Source organism: Gemmatirosa kalamazoonensis (assembly GCF_000522985.1).
In the GTDB taxonomy this organism is placed as follows: Bacteria; Gemmatimonadota; Gemmatimonadetes; order Gemmatimonadales; family Gemmatimonadaceae; genus Gemmatirosa; species Gemmatirosa kalamazoonensis.
Genome location: NZ_CP007128.1, coordinates 3,115,256 through 3,141,151, shown reverse-complemented (window position 1 = coordinate 3,141,151; position 25,896 = coordinate 3,115,256). Strand labels below are relative to the sequence as shown.

The window sequence follows — 25,896 nt, the reverse complement described above, 5'->3', positions numbered from 1 at the left end:
CTCTGTTTGACAGCATGCCTTCCATCGTGACGCCCGCGTGTCACGTCGTCGTCACACGGCGGCGACGCGCGGACGTGCGAGCCGCCCGTGGAGTGAACACGTGGACCAGCAGCAACCCGACGAGCGAGATGCCGCGTCTGCCGCGTCTGCCGCGACCGGCGCGTCGCGCAGCCAGAACGTGGTGTACACGCTCCCCCACGACTGGGGGCTCATCCCCCAGTTCCTCGCGCCGGCGCTCGAGCGCGTGGATCGCGGCGCCGCCGGCACGCAGCTGCTCGTCGTGACGCCGGATGCGGAGACGGCGCTGGCCGTCGCGAGCGCGGCGCTCACGGTGCGCGACGATCCCGCGTCGCGTCCCGCGCTCGTGCCCGTGACGCGCGCCGAGCGCGTCGCGCGCCTCGCCCGCGTCGGCGCGCCGCCCGCGATCGCCGGCGCGCCCGACGCGCTCGCGGCGCTCGTGCGCTCGTCCGCCCTCAAGCTCGACGCCGTGCGCACGGTGATCTTCGCGTGGGCGGACGCGATCCTCGACGCGCCCGCGGCGGCGGAGCTGGAGACCGTGCTCGCCGAGATCCCGAAGGATGCGGCGCGCGTGCTCGTGAGCACGGAGATGACACCCGACGTCGAGGCGCTCATCGAGCGCCACCTGCGCCGGCCGCGCCGCGTCGCTCCGGCGGCGGGGGGCGCGGCACCGCGCGCGGTCGCGCTGTCGTACCTCCCGGTGACCAGCGCCGCGCGTCCCGCCGCGCTGCGTCGGGTGCTCGACGAGCTCGACCCACCGTCGGCGACGGTGGTCGTGACGAGCGACGCGTCCGACGCCGAGGCGCGGCGCACCCTGCGCGCGTTAGGCTACGGCCCGGGCGAGCCGTCCGCTGACGATGCGGCGGCAACGTCGGGCCCCGACGTGCGCGTGGTGCGCGCCGACCCGACGCTCGCCGAGAACGTGTCGCTCGTCGTGCTGTTCGACGTGCCGACCGACCGTGCGGTGCTCGACCGCATCGCGACGGCACGGCCGGCGCAGATCGTCGCGCTCGCGCAGCCGCGGCAGCTCGAGGCGCTGCGCGCGCTCGCCGGCGGCGCCATCACACCGCTCGCCCTCCCCGACCACACGCGCGCCGCGCGCGGCCGCGACGACGCGCTGCGCGCCGAGCTGCGGCTCGTGCTCGACGCGGGCGTGCCGCACCGCGAGCTGGTCGCGCTGGAGCCGCTGCTCGACGAGTACGACGGCGTGCAGCTCGCCGCCGCGGCCGTGCGACTGCTCGAGCGTGAGCGCGCGCGGCGGGCCTCGGCGAGCGTGCCCGCGGCGAGCGGCGCCTCCGCGCCGGCGGCGGAATCGACGAGCGGCACGACGCGGCTGTTCGTCAGCGTCGGCGGCAAGGACGGCGTGCGCCCAGGGGATCTCGTCGGCGCGATCGCGGGTGAGGCCGGGATCTCGAGCGATCGCATCGGCAAGATCGAGGTGCGCGACGCGTTCTCGCTCGTCGAGGTCGCGTCGGCCGACGCGGCGCGCGTGATCGAGAAGGTGAACGGCATCTCCATCCGCGGCCGACGCGCCGCCGTTAGGCAGGAGCGCGAGCGCGGCGCGGGTGGCAGCGGCGGCGGCGCCGGCGAGCGGCGCGCGCCGGCGGGCGACCGGCGGGGCGCACCGGAGCGCCGCGGCAGCGGCGAGCGGCGGGGCGGTGGTGGCGGCGGCGGTGGCGGTCGTGCGTTCGACGCTCGGCGCGATGGTCCGCGCGGCTTCGGTGCGCCCGACGACCGCGGCGTGCGCGAGCGCGCCGAGCAGCGCGACGAGTGGGCGGCGCGCGCCGAGCGGCTGCGCAACTCGCGTCGCGACGTCGGCGAGGCCGACGCCGATCGCGCGGCCGATCGCGCGGCCGACCGTGCCGCCGATCGTGCGCCCGAGGGCGACGCCATGGACCAGGACGAGAGCTGAGCGATCGTGGGCGACGGCTTCCAGACGTCCGGCGGGTGGATCGAGGTGATCGCCGGCGTGATGTTCAGCGGCAAGAGCGAGGAGCTCATCCGGCGCGTGCGCCGCGCGGTCATCGCACGCAAGCGCGTGCAGGTCTTCAAGTCGCACCTCGACGCGCGCTACGCCGGCGTGTATGCGGTCTCGAGCCACGATCAGCGCACGGTCGAGGCGGTGCCCATCGACACGTCGGAGCAGCTGCTGCTGCGCCTCGATCCGCTCGCGCACGTCGTCGCGGTGGACGAGGCGCAGTTCCTCGACGACGGCATCGTGCGCGTCGCGACGACGCTCGCCGAGCGCGGACGGCGCGTGATCCTCGCGGGCACCGACACCGACTTCCGCGGCGAGCCGTTCGGCGCCATGCCGCAGCTCATGGCGGTCGCCGAGTCGGTGGACAAGCTCCACGCGATCTGCGTGCTGTGCGGAGCGCCGGCGAGCCGCAACCAGCGCCTCATCGCCGGCCGCCCCGCCCCCTACGACTCGCCGACGATCATGGTCGGCGCCGCGGACTCGTACGAGGCCCGGTGCCGCGCCTGCCATCAGGTGCCGCAGCCGTCCGACGCGCAGACCAAACTGATCTAGGGCAGCCGCAACGGCACGGCGGCTGCCACAGAGGCGGTCTCGCGGGTTGACGATCGGAGGGGCACCCCTAGCTTAGGCGCGTTCCACCGACCCCACTGCCGCCGTGATGACGGCGGCCGGAGAGACTGCCATGCTACTCGTCGGGCTCACCGGCAACATCGCCAGCGGCAAGTCCACCGTCTCCCGCCTGCTCGCCGCGCAGGGGGCGACCATCATCGACGCCGACCTGCTCGCGCGCGACGCGGTGCGGCCGGGGACGCCCGCCTTCCAGCGGATCGTCGCGCGGTGGGGCTCCGAGGTGCTCTCACCCGATGGGATGCTCGACCGCGGCGCGCTGCGCTCGCGCGTGTTCCACGATCCCGCCGAGCTGGAGGCGCTGAACGCGATCGTGCATCCGGAGGTCGCGCGCCTGCGCGACGAGGCGGTGGCGGCGGCGCACGAGCGCGGCGACCAGGTCGTCGTGTGCGACATCCCGCTGCTGTTCGAGCGCACGCTCGTCGACGAGTTCGACGTCGTGGTGCTCGTCGACGCGCCGCGCGCGGTGCGGCTCGAGCGGCTCGTCCGCGATCGCGCGCTGCGCGAGACCGACGCGATGGCGATGATCGCCGCGCAGATGCCCGCGGAGCTGAAGCGCGCGCGCGCCGACGTCGTGATCGACAACGACGGCACGCCCGCCGTGCTCGCCGAACGCGTCGTCGCGCTGTGGGGCGACCTGCAGCGGCGCGCGATGGAGTCCACCGCGGAGCTCGCGGTGCAGCGCGAGGAGCGCCGCGAGGTGCGCCGCGTCGAACGCGTGGACCACGAGGCGCACGTTCCTTGACACCCTTCCCGCGCTCCGTCTAGACTTTCGCGCGCCAATCCCAGTCCCCAATAGCGCGGAGCGCGACGTGTCGGAGATCCGGTCGGAGCTGCAGTACACGAAGGACCACGAGTACGTCCGCGCGAGCGACGAGGACGGCGTGTTCTACGTCGGCATCACCGACTACGCGCAGGGAGAGCTCGGCGACGTGGTCTACGTGGAGCTGCCCGAGGTCGGCCGCACGCTCGACGCGCACGAGGTGTTCGGCACCATCGAGGCGGTGAAGGCCGTCTCCGAGCTGTACTCGCCGCTCGCCGGCGAGGTCGTCGAGATCAACGGCCGCCTCGACGGCGAGCCCGCGCTCGTGAACAGCGACCCGTACGGCGACGGCTGGATGATCAAGCTGCGCGTGACGGGAGATCGATCCGCGCTCCTGGATTCGTCCGCCTACGCGAGCCTCATCGGCGAGTAAAGCGAGCGTGGAGCGTCGAGCGGCGAGCGCGGAGGGCCTTCTCGGTCACTCTACGCTCCCCGCTCGACGCTCCACGCTCGCTCAGTCCGTCTCCTGATTGATCGACGCCGCGTACCCGTCGGTATAGGCCTCCGTCGGCACGCACGCGCACACGAGGTGGCGGTCGCCATACGCGCTCTCGATGCGGCCCACGTGCGGCCAGAACTTGCGCTCGCGCGTCGCCGCCGTCGGGAACGCCGCCTTCTCGCGCGAGTACCCGTGCGACCACGCGTCCGCGACCACGCGCGTCATCGGGTGCGGCGCGTTCTTCAGGACGTTGTCGGTGCGGTCGGCGACGCCCAGCTCCACCTCGCGGATCTCCTCGCGGATCGCGATCAGCGCGTCGCAGAAGCGATCGAGCTCCACCTTCGACTCGCTCTCCGTCGGCTCGATCATGAGCGTGCCGGCCACCGGGAAGCTCACCGTCGGCGCGTGGAAGCCGTAGTCCATGAGGCGCTTCGCGATGTCCTCCACCTCCACGCCGCTCGCCTGCTTCACGACGCGCGTGTCGACGATGCACTCGTGCGCGACGGTGCCGTTCGCGCCGCGGTACAGCACCGGGAATGCGCCCTCGAGCCGCTTCGCGATGTAGTTCGCGTTCAGGATCGCGAGCTTGCTGCACAGCGTGAGCCCCTCGCCGCCCATCATCTTGATGAACACCCACGAGATGGGCAGGATGCTCGCGCTCCCCCACGGCGCCGCCGACACCGGCCCGATGGGACGCGCCCCGCCGACCGGCACCACAGGATGCCCCGGCAGGAACGGCACGAGCTGCGGCGCGACGCCGATCGGGCCCATCCCCGGTCCGCCGCCGCCGTGCGGGATGCAGAACGTCTTGTGCAGGTTCAGGTGGCAGACGTCGGCGCCGATGTCGCCCGGCCGCGCGAGGCCCACCATCGCGTTCATGTTCGCGCCGTCCATGTACACCTGCCCGCCGTGCTCGTGCACGATCGCGCAGACGTCGCGGATCGCCTCCTCGAACACGCCGTGCGTCGACGGATAGGTGATCATCAGCGCCGCGAGGTTGGCCGAGTGCTGCTCGGCCTTCGCCTTCAGGTCGTCGAGGTCGACGTTGCCGTTAGGCGCCGTGCCCACCACCACGACCTTGAACCCCGCCATCACCGCGCTCGCCGGGTTCGTGCCGTGCGCGCTCTGCGGGATGAGGCACACGTTGCGGTGCCCTTCCCCGTTCGCCTCGTGGAACCGGCGGATGACGAGCAGCCCCGCGTACTCGCCCTGCGACCCGGCGTTCGGCTGCAGCGACACCGCGGCGAAGCCGGTGATCTCGGCCAGGTCGTGCTCGAGCTGCCGGAACAGCTCCCCGTAGCCCTCCGCCTGCTCGCGCGGCGCGAACGGATGCAGCGCGCCGAACTCCGGCCACGTGATCGGGATCATCTCCGCCGTCGCGTTCAGCTTCATCGTGCACGAGCCGAGCGGGATCATGCCGTGCACGAGCGAGAAGTCGCGCGACTCCAGCATGCGGAGGTAGCGCAGCATCTCCGTCTCGGAGTGGTGCGTGTTGAACACCGGGTGCGTGAGGAACGCGCTCGTGCGCTTGAACCGCTCGTCGTAGCGCGCGTCCACCGCGAGCTCCTCGTCCGCCCATTCGGGCGACGCGCCGCCGTTGAACACGGCGACGAGGTCCGCCACGTCGGCGTCGCTCGTGCGCTCGTCGAGCGCGGCGGCGATGACGCCCGGCTCCACGACGCGCAGGTTGATCCGCCGCGCCGCCGCGGCGGCCAGGATCTCCTCCTCACCGTGCGCGCCGACCTCCACCGCGACCGTGTCGAAGAAGTCGTCGTTGCGGACGTGGAGCCCGAGCCGCTCGAGCGACGCCGCGAGGCGCGCCGCCTGACCGTGCACGCGCTCCGCGATGCGCACGAGCCCCCTGGGGCCGTGCCACACCGCGTACATGCCGGCGATCACGGCGAGCAGCACCTGCGCGGTGCACACGTTGCTCGTCGCCTTCTCGCGGCGGATGTGCTGCTCGCGCGTCTGCAGCGCCATGCGGAGCGCCGGCTTGCCGTCCGCGTCGCGCGACACGCCGATGATGCGTCCCGGGATCTGCCGCTTGAACTCGTCCTTCGTGGCGAAGAACGCCGCGTGCGGTCCGCCATAGCCTAACGGCACGCCGAACCGCTGCGAGTTGCCGACGGCGACGTCGGCGCCCCACTCGCCGGGCGGCGCGAGCAGCGTGAGCGCGAGCAGATCCGTCGCCGCCGTGACGAGCGCCTGGCCCGCGTGCGCGCGCTCGCAGAACGCGCGGTAGTCGTACACGCCGCCGTCGGTCGCCGGGTACTGGATCAGCGCGCCGAACACGTCGGGCGTGAACTCGAACGTCCGGTGGTCGCCCACGACGACGTGGACGCCGCGCGCCGCGGCGCGCGTCTGCACGACCTCGATCGTCTGCGGGTGGCAGTCGGCGGCGACGAAATACGTCTCCTTCCCCGGCTTGCCGCGCACGGCGTAGCTCATCGCCATCGCTTCCGCCGCCGCGGTGCCCTCGTCGAGCAGCGACGCGTTCGCGATCTCGAGGCCCGTGAGGTCGCTCACGACGGTCTGGTAGTTCAGCAGCGCCTCCAGGCGGCCCTGCGCGATCTCCGCCTGATACGGCGTGTAGGCGGTGTACCAGCCGGGGTTCTCCAGCACGTTGCGCTGGACGACGGGCGGCGTGAGCGTCGCGTGGTAGCCCATGCCGATGAACGAGCGCCACACCTGGTTGCGCGCGGCGAGCCCGCGGATCTCGTGCAGCACGTCGTGCTCGGTGCGCGGCGCGCCGAGGTCGAGCGGCTTGCGCAGGCGGATCCCCGCCGGCACGACCGCGTCGATGAACGCGTCGAGCGAGTCGTAGCCGAGCGCGGCGAGCATCGCGCGCTGCTCGGTCTCGTCCGGCCCGATGTGGCGGGGGACGAAGCTGTCGGCCGAGGCGGGCGCGGCCGTGATGCTGGTCGTGGACATATCGGAGCTGGGGGGCGCGGAGCCCTGTGACGGCGATCGTTGGGAGCCGGGCGGACCGGCCTCGGCCCGAAAGCTAACCGCGGCGTCGAGGCCGCGCGCCGACGGCGCTCCCCGCGCTCGGGGCCTCGCGACTAACTTCTCCGCCGTGCCGCCCTTCCGCCTGCTCGTCACCCCTCCGCTCCCCGGCCCCGACAACATGGCGCTCGACGACGTGCTGCTCGACCGCGCGCGGGCGACGGGCGAGTGCGTGCTGCGCCTGTACGCGTGGTCGTCTCCCACGCTGTCGTTCGGGCGGCACCAGAAGGCGCGCGGCCTGTACGATCCCGCGCGGCTGGCCGAGCGCGGCGTGTCCACGGTGCGTCGGCCGACGGGCGGGCGCGCCGTGCTGCACCACCGCGAGATCACCTACAGCGTCACCGCGCCGCTCGGCGCGCTCGCCCCGGTCGGCGCGCCGCTGCGCGACGCGTATGCGCGGATCAACCGCCTGCTCGTCGCCGCCCTGCGCAGGCTCGGCGTCGACGCGCGCGAGGCGGTCCCCGTCGGCCGGGCGCCGCATCCCGACGGAGCGCCCTGCTTCGAGGTGCCGACGGGCGGGGAGCTCGTGCTCGACGGCCCCGCCGGCGCCGCGAAGCTCGTCGGCAGCGCGCAGTGGCAGGAGCAGGGTGCGCTGTTGCAGCACGGCTCCATACTCGTCGATGACGACCAGTCGATCGTGACGCGCCTAACGGCCCGACCGTTGCCCGACGTGCCGCCGCCGGCGACGCTGAGAGCGGCGCTCGGCCGTGCGCCGTCGCTCGCCGAGACGGCCGCCGCGTTCGATGCCGCGCTGCGAGAGCTCGAAGATCCCGACCCGCGACCCCTCGATGTCGATCCGCCGCTGCGAGCCGCCCTCGACCGCACCCGTGAGCGCTATCTCGACCCCGACTGGACCTGGCGGCGCTGAGCGCCGGCGCTCGCCGCGCCGCCGCGTCCGGCGCCGCCTGCCGCTCTGCCTCGCGTTCCTCGCCTGCGCCGCCTGCTCCGGCAAGTCGGACCGGCACGGCGCGACCGGCGAGACCGGCGGAACGGTCATCATCGCCACCGGCGCCGAGCCGAAGACGCTGCTGCCGCCGCTCGCCGCGAACACGGTGGAGCAGCAGATCGTCTCGCAGATCTTCGACCGGCTGGCGGAGATCGGCGACTCGCTGAACACGGTGGGCGACGTCGCCTTCCGGCCGCGGCTCGCGCGCAAGTGGACGTGGGCGCCGGATTCGCTGTCGATCGCGTTCGCGCTCGACCCGAGCGCGAAGTGGCACGACGGCAAGCCGGTGCGCGCCGCCGACGTGAAGTTCTCGTTCGACCTCGCCGTCGATCCGGCCACCGGCTCGCCGACCGCGCCGCTGCTCGCGAACATCGACTCGGTCTCGACGCCGGACTCGGTGACGGCGGTGTTCTGGTACAAGCGCCGCACGCCGCAGCAGTTCTTCGACGCGACGTACCAGCTGTGGATCATCCCGCAGCACCTGCTGCGCGCGGTGCCGCACAATCGCCTCGCCGCGTCGCCGTTCGGGCGCAAACCAGTCGGCAGCGGGCGGTTCCGCTTCGAGGAGTGGACGCCGGGCCAGCGCGTCGAGATCGTCGCCGACGAGGACAACTACCGCGGCCGCGCGAACCTCGACCGCGTGGTGTGGACCGTGGCGCCCGATTTCGGCGCGGCGACGATCAGCCTGATCAACGGGCAGGCCGACTTCTTCGAGGCGATGAGCCCGAGCTACATCGGCCAGCTCGCGCGCAACCGGTCGCTGCGCATCGTTCCCTACCCCGGCCTCACGTACGGCTTCCTCGGCTTCAACCTGCGCGCCGCCGACGGGTCGCCGCGCCCGCACCCCATCTTCGGCGACCGCGAGACGCGCCGCGCGCTCTCCATGGCGGTGGATCGCGTGCGCATCGTGCAGAGCGTGTTCGACTCGCTCGCCTACGTCGCGTATGGCCCGAACGTGCGCGCGCTGTTCCCCGACTGGGCGAAGCTGCGGCAGATCCCGTACAACCCGGGACAGGCGCGGGCGCTGCTCGACTCGCTCGGCTGGCGCGACGCGAACGGCGACGGCGTGCGCGAGCGCGGCGGCGTGAAGCTCTCGTTCTCGCTGCTCGTGCCGACGTCGAGCGGGCCGCGGCTGCGCATGGCGGTGCTGCTGCAGGAACAGCTCCGCACGTCGGGCGTGGAGGTGAAGATCGAGCAGCTCGAGCTGAACACGTTCCTCGACCGGCAACGTCAGCATCTGTTCGACGCGGCGATGGGCGCCTGGCAGATGGACCCCAACCGCGCGACGATCCAGCAGATGTGGGGCTCGCAGGGCGCGATGCCTAACGGCTCGAACTTCAGCGCGTACGAGAGCCCGACGTTCGACGCACAGGTGGACAGCGCACTGTCGACGTACGACCCGGCGCGCTCGCGCACGTACTGGGCGCACGCCTACCAGACGATCCTCGACGACGCGCCGGCGGTGTGGCTGTTCGAGCCGCGGCTCGTCGCCGGCGCGCACCGCCGCATCAAGCTGACCGGCATCCGCGCCGACGGCTGGTGGGTGGGGCTCGCCGACTGGTCGATCCCGTCGCGCGACCGCATCGGGCGCGACCGGATCGGCCTGCGCTGACGTCGCGAGCGCGGCGATGCTCGGCTTCGTCGTTCGCCGGCTGCTGCAGGGCGTGCTCGTCGTGTTCCTCGCCGCCACCGCCGCGTTCCTGCTGCTGCACCTCGCGCCCGGCGATCCGATCGCCGCGACGCTCGACGCGTCGAACGTGCCGGAGAGCGTGCGCGCGTACTGGCGCGGCGTCTACGGTCTCGATCGCCCGCTCCTCGAGCAGTACTGGCGGTGGATCGCCGCGGCGGCGCGCGGAGACCTCGGGTGGTCGTATTCGCGCGGGGTGCCCGTGACGCGGGCGCTGGCCGACGCGCTGCCCAACACGCTGCTGCTCGTCGGCACCGCGCTCGTCGCCGGCTTCGTCGTCGGCATCGGCGCCGGCGTGCTGCAGGCGTCGATGCGCGTGCGCGGCTCCCGCGGCGGCCGCGCCGTCGACCGCGCGCTCGGCGCGCTGACGGTGTTCTTCTTCTCGCTGCCGGAGTTCTGGCTGGCGATCGCGCTGCTCGTGCTGTTCACGTTCCTGCTGCCGGTGCTGCCGTCGTCGAGCGCGTACGACCCGGTGCTGTACGAGTACATGAGCCCCATCGAGCGCCTCGTCGATCGCGCGCAGCACCTCGTGCTGCCGGCGCTCACGCTCGCGCTGGGCGCGCTCGCCGTCGTCGCGCGACACCAGCGCGCCGCGCTCCTCGAGGTGGCGCGCGAGGACTACCTGCGCACGGCGCGCGCGAAGGGAATGAACGAGCGCGCGGTGCTGCTGCGCCACGCGCTGCGCAACGCGCTCATCCCGGTCATCACGCTGCTCGGCCTCGCGGTGCCCGCGCTCGTCGGCGGCGTGGTGTTCGTCGAGAAGGTGTTCGGCTGGCCGGGCATGGGACTCGTCGCCATCAACGCGGTCGCGCAGCGCGACTATCCACTCGTCACCGGCGCGGTGGTCGTCGGCAGCGTGGCGGTCACCGTCGGCGCGCTGCTCAGCGAGCTGCTGCACGCGCTCGTCGATCCGCGGCTGCGCGCGATCGGCGGCGAGACGCGAGGGCGCGCCGCGTGACGCGCGACGGGATGCGCGCCACCCGCGCCACCCGCCTCGCGGCGGCGTTCCAGCGACTGCGCCGGGATCCGGCGGCGATCGCGGCACTCGGCCTGCTGGCGACGTTCGCGCTGCTCGCGCTGTTCGCGCCGCTCGTCGCGCCGTACAACCCCTCGGCGCAGCCGGATCCGGTCGCGCTGCAGAACCGCCCGCCGTCGCTCGCCCATCCGCTCGGCACGGATCCATTCAGCCGCGACGTGCTGAGTCGCGTGCTCTACGGCGCGCGCGTGTCGCTCGGCGTCGGCGTGCTCGCGGCACTGCTCTCCACCACCGTCGGCGCGGCGTACGGCGCGATCGCGGCGTGGCTCGGCGGGCTCGCCGACGCGGCGATGATGCGGCTCGTCGACGCGTTCCTCGGCATCCCGCGCGTGCTGCTGCTGCTCGCCGTGGTCGCGCTGTGGGGCCACGTGTCGACGGTCGCGCTCGTGCTGCTCATCGCGGGCACCGGATGGTTCGGCACGAGCCGGCTCGCGCGCGCCGAGGTGCGCTCGCTGCGCGAGCGCGAGTTCGTGCACGCCGCGCGCGCGCTCGGCGCCGGCGAGTCGCGGCTGCTCGCGCGCCACGTCGTGCCGCATCTCGGCCCGCTGCTCCTCGTCGCCGCCACGCTCGCCGTCGGCAACGTCATCGCGCTCGAGGCGGGGCTGTCCTACCTCGGCCTCGGCGTGCAGCCGCCGCAGGCGAGCTGGGGGAGCATCATGCAGGACGGCGCCGACTACGTGACCACCGCATGGTGGACCACCGCCGCGCCCGGGATCCTCATCGTCGTCACGGTGCTCGCGGTGAACGTGCTGGGCGATGGCCTGCGGGATGCTCTGGACCCCCGCGAGTGATGCAGCTAGACACTGACCGCGCGAGCCTTTAGCCTCACGAAATGGCCGAGCCCATCCTGTCCGTCCACGACCTGCGCACCTACTTCTACACGGGTGCGGGCGCGGCGCGCTCCGTGGACGGCGTGTCGTTCGACGTGATGCCGGGAGAGACGCTCGGACTCGTGGGCGAGAGCGGCTGCGGCAAGTCGGTCACCGCGCTGTCCGTGCTCCGCCTCGTGCGGCCGCCGGGGCGCATCGAGCCCGGGAGCCGCATCGAGTTCGAGGGGCGCGACCTGCTGGCGCTCGGCGAGCGCGAGCTGCGCGAGGTGCGCGGCGACCGCGTGTCGATGATCTTCCAGGAGCCGATGACGGCGCTCAACCCGGTGTTCCAGGTTGGGGAGCAGATCGCCGAGGTCGTGCGCGTGCACGGCAAGGGCTCGCGCCGCGAGGCGCAGGACCGCGCCGTCGAGATGCTGGAGAGCGTCGGCATCCCCGACCCCGCGCGCCGCGCGAAGCAGTATCCGCACGAGCTCTCCGGCGGCATGCGCCAGCGCGTGATGATCGCCATGGCGCTCGTGCTGAACCCCGCCGTCGTCCTCGCCGACGAGCCGACCACCGCGCTCGACGTCACGATCCAGGCGCAGATCCTCGAGCTGCTCGCCGATCTGCAGGCGCGCCTCGGCACCGCGATCGTGATGATCACCCACGACCTCGGCGTCATCGCCGAGATCGCGCGTCGCGTCGTGGTGATGTACGCCGGCGAGGTCGTCGAGCAGGCGACGGTCGCCACGCTGTTCGAGACGCCGCACCACCCGTACACCGAAGGGCTCATGGCGGCGATGCCGCAGCTCGGCGGCGGCATGGACCGGCTCAACGTGATCCCCGGCACCGTGCCGCCGCCCACCGCGTGGCCCGTGGGGTGCCGCTTCCACGACCGCTGCCCGTACGCGTGGGAGCGCTGCGTGCGCGAGCACCCGCCGCTCTACGCGCTCGGCGACGGCCACGTCTCGCGCTGCCATCTCGCCGAAGAGCCCGAGCGCCGCGGACAGCGGCACCTCCCGCTCGCCGCGCAGCAGTCCGCATGACCGCGACGTCCGGGACCCCCGAGCTGCTCCTACGCGTCGCGACGCCTGGCCGGCCGCTGCTCGAGGTGCGCGATCTCTCGAAGCACTTCCCCATCCGCAAGAGCTTCCTCGGTCGCGGCGGCGGCGCGGTGCGCGCGGTGGAGAGCGTGTCGTTCGACGTCATGCCGGGCGAGACGCTCGGCGTCGTCGGCGAGAGTGGCTGCGGCAAGACGACGACGGGTCGCTGCATCCTGCGTCTCATCGAGCCGACCGGCGGCACCGTGAAGTTCGACGGCGTCGACGTGCTCGGGTTGGGCGCGCGCGAGCTGCGGCGCATGCGCCGGCAGATGCAGATCATCTTCCAGGATCCGTTCTCGTCGCTCAACCCGCGCATGACGATCGGCGCGACGGTGCGCGAGGGCCTAACGATCCACGGCCTCGCCGAGGGTGCCGCGGCCGACCGCCGCGTGCGCGAGCTCCTCGACGAGGTCGGCCTGCGTCCCGAGTACGCGTCGCGCTACCCGCACGAGTTCTCCGGCGGCCAGCGTCAGCGCGTCGGCATCGCGCGCGCGCTCGCCGTGGAGCCGAAGCTCATCGTGTGCGACGAGCCGGTGTCCGCGCTCGATGTGAGCGTGCAGGCGCAGGTCATCAACCTGCTGCGCGACCTGCAGCGGCAGCGCGGGCTGTCGTATCTGTTCATCGCCCACGACTTGAGCGTCGTGGAGCACATGGCCGACCGCGTCGCGGTGATGTACCTCGGCCGCATCGTGGAGCTCGCGCCGTCGGAGCGGCTGTACACCGAGCCGCTGATGCCGTACACGCAGGCGCTGCTCTCGGCCATCCCGATCGCGCGGCCCGGAGGACGGCGTCAGCGCATCGTGCTGGCGGGCGATCCACCGTCGCCGGCGAACCCGCCGTCGGGCTGCGTGTTCCACCCGCGCTGCTTCCACCCGGCGAAGGACGCGGCGTGTCAGAAGATCGTGCCGCCGCTCGAGGAGAAGGCGCCCGGCCACTGGGCGGCATGCATCAAGCAGCCTCCCACGACGGTCGACTGGGCACAACAGCAGACGGCCGGGGGTACGCACCCTCCAGCGCGCTACCTCCCGGTCGTCGAGACCACCTAGCCCCCCCTCACCCCGCATCGCCGTGTCCGCACCCGTCAGCGAGCGCCCGCCCCGCCGCGCCGCGCAAGAGACCGGCGTCGCCACCGACAGCCCGCCGCCGCTCCCCAGCGCCGACCGCAGCTTCTTCGGCCACCCGCGAGGGCTGCCCACCGTCTTCTTCACGGAGATGTGGGAGCGGTTCTCGTACTACGGGCTGCGGCCGCTGCTCATCCTGTTCATGTCCGCTGCGCTCGCGGACGGCGGCTTCGGCTTCGAGCGCAGCCAGGCGTCGGCCATCGTCGGCATCTACGCGGCGTGCGTGTATCTCGCGTCGCTTCCCGGCGGATGGGTCGCGGACCGGCTGCTCGGGCTGCGGCGCGCGATCATGCTCGGCGCGGTGCTGATCACCTGCGGCCACCTGTCGATCGGGCTGTCCGGCTTCGCGGTGAGCAAGGTGCCGTTCTTCCTCGGCCTCGTGCTGATCGTGTTAGGCACCGGCCTGCTGAAGCCGAACATCTCGGCCATCGTCGGCGATCTGTATCCGGAAGGCGGCGCGCGGCGCGACGCGGGCTTCTCGATCTTCTACATGGGGATCAACCTCGGCGCGTTCTTCGGCCAGATCGTCACCGGCGCGCTCGGCGAGAAGGTGGGCTGGCACTGGGGCTTCGGCGCCGCGGGCGTCGGCATGCTCGCCGGTCTCCTCACGTTCGCCGCGCGGCAGCGCTCCACGCTCGGCAACCTCGGCACCGAGCCGTCGCGCCACCCGGATCCCGTGATCGATGCGCGGCAGAAGAGCCGCGGCAGGATGATCCTGTTCGGTGGACTCGGCGTGCTCGCCCTCGTCTTCGCGCTTGCCGCCACCGGCGCGGTCACCATCGACGCGCAGGCGATCGGCAGGAGCATGACGTACGTGCTCGTCGGCCTCGCGGTCGTGTACTTCGCCGGCATCTACGCGACGGGCAACCTCTCGAGCGACGAGAAGAAGCGCATCGCGGTGATCTTCGTGCTGTTCGTGTTCGCCTCCGCGTTCTGGGGCGCGTTCGAGCAGGCGCCGACGTCGCTCAACCTGTTCGCGAAGGACTTCACGAACCGCACGTTCTTCGGCTGGGAGGTCCCCGCGCTCTGGTTCCAGTCGATCAACTCGCTGTTCATCATCATCTTCGCGCCGGTGTTCGCCGCGGTGTGGGTCGGCATGGCGAAGCGCGGCATGGAGCTCTCGAGCCCCTCGAAGTTCACGCTCGGCCTGCTGCTCGCCGCCGCCGGCTTCGCGATCATGATCCCCGCCGCGAACATGATCGTCGCGAGCGGCGGCACGCTGAAGGTCTCGGCGTGGTGGCTGACGATCAGCTACCTGCTGCAGACGCTCGGCGAGCTGTCGCTGAGCCCCGTCGGGCTGTCGTCGATGACGAAGCTCTCGCCGCGCAAGTACGTCGGTCAGATGATGGGCATCTGGTTCCTCGCCGCGTCGGTCGGCAACCTGATCGCGGGACTCGTCGGCGGCAGCGTGGATCCCGAGAAGCTCGAGCAGACGCCGGTGCTGTTCACCGGCACGACGATCGCCCTCCTGGCCTCCGCCGCGGTGCTCGGCGCGCTCATCATCCCCATTCGCCGCATGATGGCGAACGTGGGGGACGTCAAAGCGTAGGACGACGGCGCCGAGGCGGCGGCGCCGTCACGGCCAAGTGAAGACCGACGCGGGCACGGCCTGCTCGCGTGCGCGTTGAATGTCTCGCGGCTCGCGCCAGAACAGCCGCGTGAGGTCGCGATTGGAGACGATCACGTCGAACTTCGCGCCCGGGCTGTGCGTCACGGGGAACGCGAGGTCGATGCGCCACAGGCGGCGCGAGCGCGGTGGGAACGCGCCTAACACGCCGACGCCGACCGATGCCTGCGTGCCCGAGTCCACGCCGTAGGGCGCCGAGCCGGCGAGCGTGCGGCCGACGTCCGCGAACGCCGCGACGCCCATGTCGCCGAGGCCTAACGGCGTGCCGAGCACGCGGCGCTGCTCGAGCCGCGCCACGGCGCGCGCGGCGCCCGCCGCGCTCGCGGCGCGGAAGCCGCGTACGCCGCCGTCCAGCGCGCCGAGCGTGAGCTGGAACGGGACGCGCGGCGCGCGTGCGGCGCCCACCTCCACGCTGGCCTGCGTGCGCCACCACGCGTCGGGCACGAGGTACCACGCGGCGCGTCCGCTCACCACGATGCCGTCCCACCGGCCCGTGTCGTAGTCGTGGCGGCCCTCGGCGCGCACCTCGCCGGCGGCGAACGCGCGCGCCGTGCCGAGCCCCGCGTACATGTCCACCGACGTGAAGACGTCGTCGTCGCGCGAGCCGAGCGCGGCGAGCCCGCGTCCGACCACGGTGCTGAGCTGGAAGCCGCGACGCACGTCCTGGCGGCCGGTGAGCGCGTCGAAGCCCGTCGCGCCGAGGAAGCGCACGTTGCGGATCCCCCACAGGGAGTTCAGGCGCACCGCGTGCTGCCGCTTGTAGTGCTCCGCCGGCGAGAAGCCGAGCGGCTCGCCGAGGTCGGGCACCTCGCCGCTGTCGCTCAGCACCGCAACGCGGTCCTCCGTCTCCGCGCGCTCGGTCGACAGCGAGCCGCCGAACAGGCTCAGTCGCCCCGGCGCGCCGATGCGCAGCACGGCGCCTAACGACGCGTAGGCGCGCCGGTAGAACAGCGCGTTGTCGTCGTCGCGCGGCCGCACCAGCTCGATGAAGTCGTTGCGTCCACCGACCGACGCGCGCCAGGCGATGCGCTGCAGGTCGGTGTAGAACGGGTGCGTGAGGTCGCCCCACCAGTTGTCCCCCACCCCCTCGCGCGCGCCCTGCACCGTGAGCTGGAACGGCCGCCCGAGGAACTGGTAGTTCGTCAGGCGGCCGCCGAAGCCGTCGCGGTAGCCGGTGCCGCCGTCCTTCCAGTCCGCCGACGCGTACAACCCGCTGCCCGCGAGGTTCGCCTCGCCCACGCGCAGATGCGTCACGATCGGCATCTCGGCGCGCGCCGCCGCGTCGACGATCGCCGAGAACTCGTCGCGCGTCTCCACCTCGAGGCGCACGCCGCCGTGTCCATCGTCGAACGACGTGACGCGCGCGTCCACGAGGTAGGGCTGCGCGCGCAGGATGCGCTCGCTCTCCGCGCGCCGCAGCTCGTCGCACCGATCGCCCGGGTGCAGCAGCAGGAAGCGGTCGACCAGCTCGGGCCGCGTCGTCGCGTGCAGCTTGCGCACGGTGCGCTCGACGAACGCCACGCGGCCGATGAGCGAGTTCGTGTACGGCGGCTGCGTGAGCACCACGACGTCGGTCACGCGCTGTCCCGCGCACCGCACCGGCATGCGCGACGGCGTGCGTGCGCCCGGTGGTCCGCCACCTCGTGGCTGCGCGTCGATCCGCTGGGCTGCCGCCACACACGCGAGACCGGCCGCCACACCGACGGCCCGCCGGATCACTTCCCCATGCGGCGCTTCAGCTCCGCCAGCCGCGCGTCCGCGTCCGCGTCGCGCTGCGCGCGGGTGGCCGCTCGCCGCTCGCGGTCGGACGCGTCGTCGTCGCCGAGCAGCGCGTCCACCTCCGCCGCGGCGGCGCGCTCGGGGTCGCCGCCCCCGACCGGGCCCCCGCTCCCCACGCCGGCGACCGCGCGCCGGAAGTCGGCGCTCATCTCCGCCACCTCGTGCTCGGCCAGCGCCAGCTCGCGCTCCTGCGCGTCCTGCTTGCGCGTGAGCACGTCCACGCGCTCCGCCTGCAGCTTCTCGAACCGGTCCGCGACCGCCACCGTCTCCGCGTCGCCGATCTGCTCGGCGAGCCGCTTGCGCCGTCGGATCGTCTCCAGCTCCTCCTGCGCGGCGGCCGTCCGCTCGCGCGCCTTCGCGACGCCGGTGCGCAGATCGTCCACGCCCATGCGCGCGTGCACGAGCGCCTGCTTCAGATCCGTGAGCGCGGCACGTCGGTCGGCGGGACTGGCGTTGTCGAGCAGATTGCGCAGCGACGCGCGGAGCTGTTCGAACATGTCGGCGGTTGAGCGGAGGAAGAACGCGCGGCGCACCGAGTGCCCGTGCGCCGGCGAACGTTACGGGCGCGTCCCGCGCCATCGCAACCGATCAGCCGGCGAGACGGTACCGCGACTCGTCGCGCACCTGGCGCATGAGCCGCTCCGGCGTGTGATGGTGCGGGAACAGCACCGTGTCGCTGATCTGCGTCAGCGCGCAGCGCAGCACGCCGAACCGCTCCGCCGCCGACGCGAACAGCGCCACCATCCCGTACTCCGCCGCGAGACGATGGCTCGCCGCGAGCTGGTAGCCTCGCCGCCCCATCTCCTCGTAGTAGTCGAGATCCGGGCCGCCGCGGCGCCACCGGCGCGCCTCCACGTGATCGGGAAACAGCCCGCTGAGCCACAGCGCGTAGTGCCCGAGGTGCGCGCGCACGAGGAAGCTGCGGCGCGCGTCGCCGCTCTCCACGTCGGCCAGCAGGTCGGCGAGCGTCGTGTACGTCTGGTCGTCGACGTCGCCCACGCGGAGCGCGCGGTCGCGGAGCCCGAAGTGCAGCACGATCGCCGCGGCGAAGTCCGCGAGCGCGCGGTCGTCCTCGCCGAGCTTCCGCAGCGCCTGGCGCACCACGACGTAGCAGAACAGCGGCAGCGAGGCATGGGCGCCGCCCGGCGCGCGCAGGAGCTCGGCCAGCAGCCGGGGATCGTCGAGCAGGCTGTCCAGCCCCTCGTCGGCGAGCGTGCGCTCCAGCCGGGCGTGCTCGTCGCTGCGTCCCTGTGCGAGCAGGCGGAGAGCGAGCTGCGCGTCGTGTCGTCCCAGTCGTCGGCGAACGGTGCCAAGGATCATCGGACTCCCTCGCGTAAGAGATCGACGTCGTCTGCCTCTCTATACACCGCTAGTATCGGCCGATGCGGCCGCGATCGCCACAACACAAGTGATGTGCCGCCAAGGAGTTGGGTGGCACTCTCGACCGATGAGTGCCAATCGCGTCGGACCGCCGGGTGGCGGCGGGACTCGGCGGACGCCTAATTTCCGCCCGATCAGTGGGATAACGCCGAGGATCCGTGCTCTACATCTGCATCCCCGTTCACAACGAGGCGCCGACGATCGGCGTGCTGCTCTGGAAGATCCGGGGAGCGCTCCAGGACTTCGCGCGTGACTACGAGCTGGTCGTCTACGACGACGGCAGCACCGACGCGACCGCCGAGGTCCTCGAGCCGTACACCCGCGTCCTGCCGCTGACCGTGCTCGCGGGCGTGCAGCGCCGGGGCTACGGCGCCGCGCTCGACGCGCTCGCGCGCTACGTGGCCGCGCACACGCGTTACCCGCGGCGCGACGCGATGATCGTGATGCAGGGCGACTTCACCGACCGCCCGGAGCACATTCCCGAGCTGGTGAAGCGCTTCGAGGGCGGCGCCGACGTCGTCGTCACCGAGCGGCGCTTCGGGGAGTCCGACCCCGCGCCCGTGCGCCGCCTGCGGCGCGTCGCGCCGTGGATCCTGCGGCCGTTCATGCGGGTCGACGGCGTCGCCGATCCGACGAGCGCGTACCGGCTGATCCGCATCTCCGTCGTGCGCGACGCGCTGCGCGAGCGCGGAGATCGCGCCCTCGTCAACGAGCCGGGTGCCGCCGCGAACGCCGAGCTGCTCGTCGCGCTCGCGCCGCACTTCCGGCGCGTCGAGAGCGTGCCCGTGGAGCCGCGCTACGACGTGCGGCAGCGCGTGAGCCGCGTGCGCGCGCTCGCCGACGCGCTGTCGCTCGCCCGCTTCGGGTGGCGGAGCCGTCGTGGCGCCGCGCCGGCGCGCGTCGGCGCACCGGTGCCGCTCCGGCCGCCCGTCGCCCCGGAGCCCGACGAGGCGCCGGCCATCCGCCGGCGCGAGGAGCGCGAGCTCGTCGTCGCCGAGCCGCCCGTGGACGCGGACACGACCCGCCGCCGCAAGCGCCCGCGACGGGAGGGAAGCTCGGACGCGCCGCGCGGCGACGCCTCTCGCGATAGCGTCGCCCCCCGCGAGCGGCCCCCCCGCGAGCGGCCCCCCCGCGAGCGCCCCGCGCGCGAGCGGCCGAAGCGTCCGCGCCCGAGCGACGGCGCCGAGCCGCCGGCTCTCACGACCGACGGCGAGGCCGACGCCGCGTCGACGGCCACGCCGGCCTCGCCGGCCGCGCCGGCCCGCAAGCGCCGCAAGTCGCGTCGCGGCTCCGGCCGCGAGCGCGCGGAGGGCGCGCTGGCCGCCTCCGAGGCGCCCGCGGCCGACGCCGCGCCGATCGAGGCCGGACCGGCACCGGAAGCCCGCGATCCCGAGACCGCGCCGAGCGACGAGGCCGCGCCGACCCGCTCGCGCCGGCGCCGATCGCGGCGCAAGCGCTCGACGGGCGCGGCCGCCGCCGAGGGCGCGGAGACCGCCGCGCCTGTCGACACGCCCGCCGACGATGGCGAGGACGCGCCGCCGCGCGACGCCGCGCCGCGCGACACCGACGGTGCCGACGAGGGCGCGGCCGACGGCGGCGATCGTCCCGCGCGCCGGTCGCGTCGCTCGCGGCGCGGCCGGCGGCGCGGGGCGCGCACCGGGGGCGACGGCGCCGATGGGGGCGCCGCCGGGTCGGACGCGCCCGATGCACCCGCGTCCGCGCCGAGCGCCGAGACGCCGTGACGGGACGCCTGCTCTCCTCGTTGGTCGCGTTCGGCGTCGCGGTTGGCTCGCACGGGCCGTCCACGCCTCCCGCGCGCGCGCCGCAGGCGCTGCAGCCCGCGACCGCCGACGCCGCACAGCCGCGTGCCGCGGATCGCGCGCCGGTGCCGTGGGGCGTCGGTGAGGAGCTGATCTACGACGTGCGCTTCGGGCCCCTCAAGGTCGGCGACGGGTCGATGCAGGTCGCCTCGCTCGAGGACGTGCGCGGGCACGAGACCTACCGCACCATCTTCCACGTCCGCGGCGGCACCATCGTGTACAGCGTGAACGACGTGTTCCAGAGCTGGATCGACACGCGCACGCTGTACTCCCTGCGCTTCGTGAAGGACCAGGAGGAGGGGCGCAAGTTCCGCAACACGCGCATCGAGCTGTTTCCCGAGCGCCAGGTCTTCCTCGAGAACGACGACAAGGACGAGCAGAAGTCGGTGCCCAACCCGCTCGACGACGGCTCGTTCCTGTACTTCGTGCGCACGCTCCCGCTGCGTCCCGGCGACGTGTACGAGCTGAATCGCTACTTCCGCCCCGACCGCAACCCGGTGCGCATCCGCGTGCTGCGCCGCGACACGATCTCGGTGCCGGCCGGCAAGTTCCCCACGATCGTCGTACAGCCCACGATCAAGACGAAGGGGATCTTCTCCGAGGGCGGGCACGCCGAGGTGTGGATCTCCGACGACGCGGACCGCGTCGTGGTGCAGATGAAATCGTCGCTCTCCTTCGGCTCGCTGAACCTGTACCTGCGAGCGAAGAAGTTAGGCACCAAGTAGCTGCGTGCTCCGTCGCTGCGTAACGCGCACGTGCCGACGCAACGACGCAGCACGCAGCCACGCAGCCACGCAGCCACGCAGCCACGCAGCCACGCAGCCCTCCCATGTACGACGAAGCCGACCTGAGTCGCGTCCGCACCGTCCCGATCGCGCGCCGGCCCAACAAGGTGCGCGCCGAGGAGTTCGCGAAGCCGCCGGCAGCGGGCGGGCACTCGTTCGTCGACTTCCTCGACTCGCTGCCCGACGTGCTCGTGGCGCGCGACTTCGCGCGCGTGGTCGACGCGGTGGTCGACGCCGCGCGCGGCGGCAAGGGCGTCGTCGTGATGCTCGGCGGACACGTCGTGAAGACCGGCTGCGCGCCGGTCCTCGTCGACCTGTTCCGGCGCGGCATCGTGACGCACGTCGCGATGAACGGATCGGCGGCGATCCACGACTACGAGATCGCGCGCTTCGGCGGCACGTCGGAGGACGTCGCGGCGGGACTGCGCGACGGCACGTTCGGCATGGCGGAGGAGACGGGGCGCGGGCTGAACGAGGCGTTCGCCGCGGGCATGCGCGAGGGCTGGGGGATGGGCGAGAGCGTCGCCCGCGCGCTCGACGTCGAGCCGTCGCTCGCGCACCCGGAGCTCTCCGTCATCCTCAACGCCTGGCGGCTCGGCGTTCCCGCGACGGTGCACGCGGCGCTCGGCGCGGAGATCATCCACCAGCACCCCACCGCGAACGGCGCCGCGATCGGCGACACGAGCCACCGCGACTTCCGCCGGCTCGCCGGCTCCCTTCCGCGCCTCGACGACGGCGGCGTGGTGCTCAACCTCGGCAGCGCGGTGATCATGCCCGAGGTGTTTCTGAAGGCGCTCACCATCGCGCGCAACCTGCACGACGGCCGGCCGCAGGGGTTCGTGACCTGCGACCTCGACATGCAGCGCCACTACCGGCCGCGCATGAACGTCGTACAGCGCCCCACGCTGCAGAGCGGCCGCGGCTACGAGATCACCGGCCATCACGAGATCATGGTGCCGCTGCTCGCGTGGGCGGTCGTGGAGCGGCTCGGCTAGCGCGTCCCGCGGGCATGGCGTATCGCGCCGGGCTCTGGGGACTGACCACCGCGTGGGTCGGTGCCACCGCGATCGCGTTCACCTCCATCCGGCGCGGCAACATCGCGCAGCACCGCGAGTGGATGGTGCGCAGCTACGTGCTCACGGTCGCGTTCGTCGCGTTCCGGGTGACACACCGCGTCGTGGTCGCGGCCGGGATCGGCACCCCCGACGACCAGGTCGCCATCGCCGCCTGGGGTGCTGGGCGATCCCGCTGCTGCTGACCGAGTTCGCGATCCAGGGACGCAACGTGCTGCGGACGCTGGTGCGGGCGCTGCCGCCTCTGCCGGAGTAGGCGTCCCGCCGGAACGACGCGAACGAAAGCGGGGCACGAGGAGAAACCCTCGTGCCCCGCTCCGCTTTCGCCCCGACCGTCGCGCCGTTCAGAACGAGCTGCCGGACCACCGATCCCTGATTCGTTGCGCCGTACCCGGGCTGACGACTCGCAGGATGAGATAGATGATGAACCCGACGAACGCGATCTTGAGCGCCAGGACGGCGAGGAAGAGGAACAGCGCCATCAGCGGTCCGAAGATCCCGAAGACGATCTTCAGGGCGAGCAGGCCGAGGACGGCGAAGAGGCCGATGGTGAAGACGGTGCGCAGCATGTCGTATTCTCTGTTGTCAGGGCTGCTCCTTCGTACGCTCGAGCAGGGGGTGGGGTTTCATGGCGCGGGTGGCGTCGCGGCCCGTCCCATGCGGCTCCCGGCGGTGCGTCGCCGGGGTAAGGCACCACCGTTCTGCGCGTTGGACGGTTACCACTCGCTACCTCTCGGGGACGCGCTCCGGTAGATTTCGCGCCGCTCGCACCGACCGACGGCGCGGGCTTTCCCCGGCGAACGCGCGATGGCCGAGACACTGTATCAGATTCTGGGGCGACACCGCACGGAACCGCTCCCCGAGCGGAAGCCGTCGTGGCTGAAGGTGAAGGCGCCGGGCGGCCCGAACTACCTCCGGCTCAAGCAGCTGATGCGCTCCCTCGACCTGCACACGGTCTGTGAGGAGGCGCACTGCCCGAACGTCGGCGAGTGCTGGGAGCACGGCACCGCGACGTTCATGATCCTCGGCGACGTCTGCACCCGCAACTGCGCGTACTGCGCGGTCGCGCACGGGCGCCCGCCGCGGTTCGACCCGGCGGAGCCGGAGCGCGTGGCCGAGGCGTGCGCCGAGATGCAGCTCCGCCACGTCGTGCTCACCTCCGTCGACCGCGACGACCTTCCCGACTTCGGGGCCTGGGCGTTCGCCGAGACGATCCGGCAGATCAAGGCCCGGCTCCCCGAGACGTCGGTCGAGGTGCTCGTTCCCGACTTCCAGGGGCACGAGGAGTCGATCCGGACGGTGCTGGAGGCAGAGCCGGACATCTACAACCACAACACCGAGACCGTCCCGCGCCTGTACAAGAAGTGCCGCCCCGGCGGCCGCTACGAGCGCGTGATGAACATCTTCCGCACCTCCAAGCGACTCGCCCCGCACATCCCGACGAAGACGGGGATCATCCTCGGGATGGGGGAGACGAACGAGGAGGTCGTCGCCGTGATGCGCGACCTGCGCGCCGTGGACGTCGACATCCTGACGCTCGGCCAGTACCTCCGGCCGTCCGACTCGCACATCGCGCTCGACCGCTACGTGACGCCGGAGGATTTCCGGTGGTTCCGCGAGGTCGGGCTCGCGCTGGGGTTCAAGCACGTCGAGAGCGCGCCGCTGGTGCGCTCGAGCTACCACGCCTGGGAGCAGGTCCAGGCGGCGCAGGCCGCCACCGCCTAACGTCCGAGAGACTCACACATGGCGAAGAGAAAGGGCGAGGCGCGCGGCGGGGCCGCCGTGGCCGACGCGCCCACCACGGAGAACGAGGCCGCGCCGAACGGCGGGCCTAACGGCGCGTCGGACGGCGCGCTGAACAAGGAGATGCTGCGGTCCATGCTGCTGCAGCGTCGCTTCGAGGAGCGGTGCGCCGAGGCGTACGCCATCGGCAAGATCGGCGGCTTCTGCCACCTCTACATCGGCCAGGAGGCGGTGAGCACGGGCGTCGAGTCGCTGCTGCGTGCCGACGACTACGTCATCACGACGTACCGCGACCACGGCCAGGCGCTCGCGCGCGGCATCTCGCCGCGCGCGATCATGGCGGAGCTGTTCGGCCGCATCGACGGCGTGGTGCGCGGCAAGGGCGGCTCGATGCACATCTTCGATCGCAACACGAACTTCCTCGGCGGCCACGGCATCGTCGGCGGGCACGTGCCGCTCGCCGCCGGCGTCGGCTTCGCGATCAAGTACCGCGGCGGCGATCAGGTCATCGTCTGCTTCATGGGCGAGTCCGTGGTGAACACCGGCGCGTTCCACGAGGCGCTGAACATGGCCGCGCTGTGGAAGCTGCCGTGCGTCTTCCTGATCGAGAACAACCGCTACGGCATGGGAACGGCGCTGGAGCGCGCCAGCTCCATCCACGACATCCACGAGCGCGGCGCGGCGTACAACATGGCGCGCGCGTTCTGCGACGGGCAGGACGTGTTCGCCGTGCGCCAGACGGTCGGCGAGGCGATCGAGCGGGCGCGCAAGGAGCAGCTGCCCACGCTCATCGACGTGCGCACGTACCGCTTCATGGGCCACTCGATGTCGGACGCCGTGAGCGGCACGTACCGCACGAAGGCGGAGCTCGACGAGTACCTGAAGCGCGACCCCATCGCGCTGCTGCGCGCGCACATGCAGGAGAACGGCGAGATCACCCCCGAGGACGTGCAGCACATGGACGAGGAGATCAAGGCCCTCGTGCAGGACGCCTGGGACTTCGCCGACAACAGTCCGGAGCCGCCGCTGGAGGCGCTCTACGAGGACGTGCTCGTCGACACGACTTCCTGACCCGCCTAACCGATGCCTGTCATTACGTACCGCGACGCGCTGAATCAGGCGCTGCGCGAAGAGATGCAGCGGGACGACCGCGTCTTCATCATGGGCGAGGAGGTGGGCGTCTACCAGGGCGCCTACAAGGTGTCCAAGGGGCTCCTCCAGGACTTCGGCGAGATGCGCGTCGTCGACACGCCGATCACGGAGCTCGGCTTCGCCGGCGTCGGCGTCGGCGCGGCGATGGTCGGGCTGCGCCCCGTCATCGAGTTCATGACGTGGAACTTCGCGCTGCTCGCGCTCGACCAGGTCGTGAACGCCGCCGCGAAGATGCTCTACATGTCGGGCGGCCAGTACAACATCCCGATCGTGTTCCGCGGGCCGAACGGCGCCGCGCTGCAGCTCTCGGCGCAGCACTCGCAGGCGTGGGAGAGCTGGCTCGCGCACATCCCGGGGCTCAAGGTCGTCGCGCCCGGCACGCCGTACGACGCGAAGGGGCTGCTCAAGTCGGCCATCCGCGACGACAACCCGGTGTGCATGCTCGAGGGCGAGATGCTGTACAACACCAAGGGCGAGGTCCCCGAGGAGGAGTACGTCATCCCGATCGGCAAGGCGGAGCTGAAGCGGGAGGGCGACCACGCCACGATCGTCACGTGGGGGAAGATGGCGCTCGTCGCCGTGAACGCGGCCGACCAGCTCGCGAAGGAAGGCATCCGCGTCGACGTCGTGGATCTGCGCACGGTGCGGCCGATGGACACCGAGGCGATCTACGAGAGCGTGCGCAAGACGAACCGCTGCGTGGTGCTCGAGGAGGGGTGGCCGCACTCCGGCGTCGGCGCGCAGGTGACCGACTCGGTGCAGCGCGAGTGCTTCGACCATCTCGACGCGCCGGTGATCCGCGTGCACCAGGAAGACGTGCCGATGCCGTACGCGAAGAACCTCGAGAAGGCGGCGAAGCCCGACGCGCCGAAGACGATCGCCGCGATCAAGAAGGTCCTGTACCTGGAGTGAACCTGCGTGGCTGGGTGGCTGCGGAGGTGACC

23 protein-coding genes are annotated in these 25,896 nt (G+C 72.6%); 18 read left to right on the top strand and 5 right to left on the bottom strand.

The genetic code is table 11. From position 1 onward, the window contains the following. The first annotated feature begins 100 nt into the window (after nucleotides 1-100). The 4 genes from J421_RS13455 (at nucleotide 101) to gcvH (ending at nucleotide 3,819) form a co-directional block, all read left to right on the top strand. Entirely contained in the window at nucleotides 101-1,930 is a 1,830-nt protein-coding gene (locus J421_RS13455; RefSeq protein WP_148306304.1) for a DEAD/DEAH box helicase, read from the top strand. 6 nt (nucleotides 1,931-1,936) lie between these two features. Continuing rightward, a complete protein-coding gene (locus tag J421_RS13450; protein WP_025411695.1) occupies nucleotides 1,937-2,548 on the top strand; it encodes a thymidine kinase in 612 nt (203 codons plus the stop codon). A 130-nt stretch (nucleotides 2,549-2,678) separates the two neighbouring features. Beyond that, the gene (coaE, locus tag J421_RS13445) at nucleotides 2,679-3,368 is read left to right on the top strand and encodes a dephospho-CoA kinase (protein ID WP_025411694.1); all 690 of its coding nucleotides are present in this window, start codon (nucleotides 2,679-2,681) and stop codon (nucleotides 3,366-3,368) included. A 67-nt stretch (nucleotides 3,369-3,435) separates the two neighbouring features. After that, entirely contained in the window at nucleotides 3,436-3,819 is a 384-nt protein-coding gene (gene gcvH, locus J421_RS13440) for a glycine cleavage system protein GcvH (RefSeq protein WP_025411693.1), read from the top strand. Nucleotides 3,820-3,900: 81 nt separating this feature from the next. Here gcvH and gcvP read toward each other — a convergent pair whose 3' ends face one another. Then, nucleotides 3,901-6,816 carry an aminomethyl-transferring glycine dehydrogenase gene (gene gcvP, locus J421_RS13435; protein WP_025411692.1) on the bottom strand — a complete coding sequence of 972 codons (2,916 nt, stop codon included), beginning with the start codon at nucleotides 6,814-6,816 and terminating at the stop codon, nucleotides 3,901-3,903. Between the two features lie 145 nt (nucleotides 6,817-6,961). Here gcvP and J421_RS13430 point away from each other — a divergent pair, with 145 nt between their 5' ends. From J421_RS13430 to J421_RS13400, 7 genes are read left to right on the top strand one after another with little or no spacing between them, the layout of a single operon-like run. Further along, entirely contained in the window at nucleotides 6,962-7,759 is a 798-nt protein-coding gene (locus tag J421_RS13430) for a lipoate--protein ligase family protein (RefSeq protein ID WP_025411691.1), read from the top strand. Beyond that, the gene (locus tag J421_RS13425) at nucleotides 7,719-9,449 is read left to right on the top strand and encodes a peptide ABC transporter substrate-binding protein (protein WP_158508789.1); all 1,731 of its coding nucleotides are present in this window, start codon (nucleotides 7,719-7,721) and stop codon (nucleotides 9,447-9,449) included. Before J421_RS13430 ends, J421_RS13425 begins: the two co-directional genes overlap by 41 nt. Nucleotides 9,450-9,465: 16 nt before the next feature. Next, nucleotides 9,466-10,482: an ABC transporter permease gene (locus J421_RS13420; RefSeq protein WP_025411689.1), complete on the top strand. Its 1,017-nt coding sequence runs from the start codon at nucleotides 9,466-9,468 to the stop codon at nucleotides 10,480-10,482. 11 nt (nucleotides 10,483-10,493) lie between these two features. Beyond that, nucleotides 10,494-11,351 carry an ABC transporter permease gene (locus tag J421_RS13415; protein ID WP_148306303.1) on the top strand — a complete coding sequence of 286 codons (858 nt, stop codon included), beginning with the start codon at nucleotides 10,494-10,496 and terminating at the stop codon, nucleotides 11,349-11,351. A 41-nt stretch (nucleotides 11,352-11,392) separates the two neighbouring features. After that, on the top strand, nucleotides 11,393-12,415 hold the full coding sequence (locus J421_RS13410) for an ABC transporter ATP-binding protein (protein WP_025411687.1): 1,023 nt from the start codon (nucleotides 11,393-11,395) through the stop codon (nucleotides 12,413-12,415). Then, on the top strand, nucleotides 12,412-13,518 hold the full coding sequence (locus J421_RS13405; protein WP_025411686.1) for an ABC transporter ATP-binding protein: 1,107 nt from the start codon (nucleotides 12,412-12,414) through the stop codon (nucleotides 13,516-13,518). Before J421_RS13410 ends, J421_RS13405 begins: the two co-directional genes overlap by 4 nt. A 22-nt stretch (nucleotides 13,519-13,540) precedes the next feature. Further along, nucleotides 13,541-15,142, top strand: coding sequence for a peptide MFS transporter (locus tag J421_RS13400; RefSeq protein WP_025411685.1), 1,602 nt, complete (start codon nucleotides 13,541-13,543; stop codon nucleotides 15,140-15,142). A gap of 27 nt (nucleotides 15,143-15,169) precedes the next feature. Here J421_RS13400 and J421_RS13395 read toward each other — a convergent pair whose 3' ends face one another. From J421_RS13395 to J421_RS13385, 3 genes are all read right to left on the bottom strand, one after another. Next, nucleotides 15,170-16,825 carry a BamA/TamA family outer membrane protein gene (locus J421_RS13395; protein ID WP_025411684.1) on the bottom strand — a complete coding sequence of 552 codons (1,656 nt, stop codon included), beginning with the start codon at nucleotides 16,823-16,825 and terminating at the stop codon, nucleotides 15,170-15,172. 110 nt (nucleotides 16,826-16,935) lie between these two features. Next, on the bottom strand, nucleotides 16,936-17,496 hold the full coding sequence (locus J421_RS13390; protein ID WP_148306302.1) for a hypothetical protein: 561 nt from the start codon (nucleotides 17,494-17,496) through the stop codon (nucleotides 16,936-16,938). Nucleotides 17,497-17,587: 91 nt separating this feature from the next. Further along, complete coding sequence (locus tag J421_RS13385; RefSeq protein ID WP_025411682.1) at nucleotides 17,588-18,319, bottom strand: hypothetical protein; 732 nt, start codon at nucleotides 18,317-18,319, stop codon at nucleotides 17,588-17,590. A 218-nt stretch (nucleotides 18,320-18,537) separates the two neighbouring features. Between J421_RS13385 and J421_RS13380 the strand changes: the two genes are divergently transcribed. The 4 genes from J421_RS13380 (at nucleotide 18,538) to J421_RS13365 (ending at nucleotide 22,242) form a co-directional block, all read left to right on the top strand. Next, the gene (locus J421_RS13380; protein WP_025411681.1) at nucleotides 18,538-20,121 is read left to right on the top strand and encodes a glycosyltransferase family 2 protein; all 1,584 of its coding nucleotides are present in this window, start codon (nucleotides 18,538-18,540) and stop codon (nucleotides 20,119-20,121) included. Continuing rightward, nucleotides 20,118-20,924 (top strand): DUF3108 domain-containing protein, encoded by an 807-nt coding sequence (locus J421_RS13375; RefSeq protein ID WP_025411680.1) that lies wholly within the window; start codon nucleotides 20,118-20,120, stop codon nucleotides 20,922-20,924. Before J421_RS13380 ends, J421_RS13375 begins: the two co-directional genes overlap by 4 nt. A gap of 104 nt (nucleotides 20,925-21,028) precedes the next feature. Beyond that, nucleotides 21,029-21,979, top strand: coding sequence for a GSU2086 family protein (locus J421_RS13370; RefSeq protein ID WP_025411679.1), 951 nt, complete (start codon nucleotides 21,029-21,031; stop codon nucleotides 21,977-21,979). A gap of 14 nt (nucleotides 21,980-21,993) precedes the next feature. After that, nucleotides 21,994-22,242, top strand: a complete 249-nt coding sequence (locus J421_RS13365) for a DUF2306 domain-containing protein (protein ID WP_025411678.1) — start codon at nucleotides 21,994-21,996, stop codon at nucleotides 22,240-22,242. A 159-nt stretch (nucleotides 22,243-22,401) separates the two neighbouring features. Here the strand turns inward: J421_RS13365 and J421_RS13360 are convergent, their stop codons facing one another. After that, nucleotides 22,402-22,626, bottom strand: a complete 225-nt coding sequence (locus J421_RS13360) for a hypothetical protein (RefSeq protein WP_025411677.1) — start codon at nucleotides 22,624-22,626, stop codon at nucleotides 22,402-22,404. Between the two features lie 238 nt (nucleotides 22,627-22,864). Here J421_RS13360 and lipA point away from each other — a divergent pair, with 238 nt between their 5' ends. The 3 genes from lipA to J421_RS13345 all read left to right on the top strand — a co-directional run bounded on the left by lipA (nucleotide 22,865) and on the right by J421_RS13345 (nucleotide 25,864). Next, the gene (lipA, locus tag J421_RS13355; RefSeq protein WP_025411676.1) at nucleotides 22,865-23,782 is read left to right on the top strand and encodes a lipoyl synthase; all 918 of its coding nucleotides are present in this window, start codon (nucleotides 22,865-22,867) and stop codon (nucleotides 23,780-23,782) included. A 141-nt stretch (nucleotides 23,783-23,923) separates the two neighbouring features. Continuing rightward, nucleotides 23,924-24,871: a pyruvate dehydrogenase (acetyl-transferring) E1 component subunit alpha gene (gene pdhA, locus J421_RS13350; protein WP_343123349.1), complete on the top strand. Its 948-nt coding sequence runs from the start codon at nucleotides 23,924-23,926 to the stop codon at nucleotides 24,869-24,871. Between the two features lie 12 nt (nucleotides 24,872-24,883). After that, nucleotides 24,884-25,864, top strand: coding sequence for a pyruvate dehydrogenase complex E1 component subunit beta (locus J421_RS13345; RefSeq protein ID WP_025411674.1), 981 nt, complete (start codon nucleotides 24,884-24,886; stop codon nucleotides 25,862-25,864). The last annotated feature ends 32 nt before the right edge of the window (nucleotides 25,865-25,896 follow it).

Coding starts and splice junctions, on each gene's coding strand:
- coaE (WP_025411694.1), top strand. CDS start 2,679: ATGCTACTCGTCGGGCTCACCGGCAACATCGCCAGCGGCAAGTCCACC.
- gcvP (WP_025411692.1), bottom strand. CDS start 6,816: ATGTCCACGACCAGCATCACGGCCGCGCCCGCCTCGGCCGACAGCTTC.
- J421_RS13420 (WP_025411689.1), top strand. CDS start 9,466: ATGCTCGGCTTCGTCGTTCGCCGGCTGCTGCAGGGCGTGCTCGTCGTG.
- J421_RS13415 (WP_148306303.1), top strand. CDS start 10,494: ATGCGCGCCACCCGCGCCACCCGCCTCGCGGCGGCGTTCCAGCGACTG.
- J421_RS13410 (WP_025411687.1), top strand. CDS start 11,393: ATGGCCGAGCCCATCCTGTCCGTCCACGACCTGCGCACCTACTTCTAC.
- J421_RS13405 (WP_025411686.1), top strand. CDS start 12,412: ATGACCGCGACGTCCGGGACCCCCGAGCTGCTCCTACGCGTCGCGACG.
- J421_RS13395 (WP_025411684.1), bottom strand. CDS start 16,825: ATGCCGGTGCGGTGCGCGGGACAGCGCGTGACCGACGTCGTGGTGCTC.
- J421_RS13390 (WP_148306302.1), bottom strand. CDS start 17,496: ATGTTCGAACAGCTCCGCGCGTCGCTGCGCAATCTGCTCGACAACGCC.
- J421_RS13385 (WP_025411682.1), bottom strand. CDS start 18,319: ATGATCCTTGGCACCGTTCGCCGACGACTGGGACGACACGACGCGCAG.
- J421_RS13370 (WP_025411679.1), top strand. CDS start 21,029: ATGTACGACGAAGCCGACCTGAGTCGCGTCCGCACCGTCCCGATCGCG.
- J421_RS13365 (WP_025411678.1), top strand. CDS start 21,994: ATGGCGTATCGCGCCGGGCTCTGGGGACTGACCACCGCGTGGGTCGGT.
- J421_RS13360 (WP_025411677.1), bottom strand. CDS start 22,626: ATGCTGCGCACCGTCTTCACCATCGGCCTCTTCGCCGTCCTCGGCCTG.
- lipA (WP_025411676.1), top strand. CDS start 22,865: ATGGCCGAGACACTGTATCAGATTCTGGGGCGACACCGCACGGAACCG.
- pdhA (WP_343123349.1), top strand. CDS start 23,924: ATGCTGCGGTCCATGCTGCTGCAGCGTCGCTTCGAGGAGCGGTGCGCC.
- J421_RS13345 (WP_025411674.1), top strand. CDS start 24,884: ATGCCTGTCATTACGTACCGCGACGCGCTGAATCAGGCGCTGCGCGAA.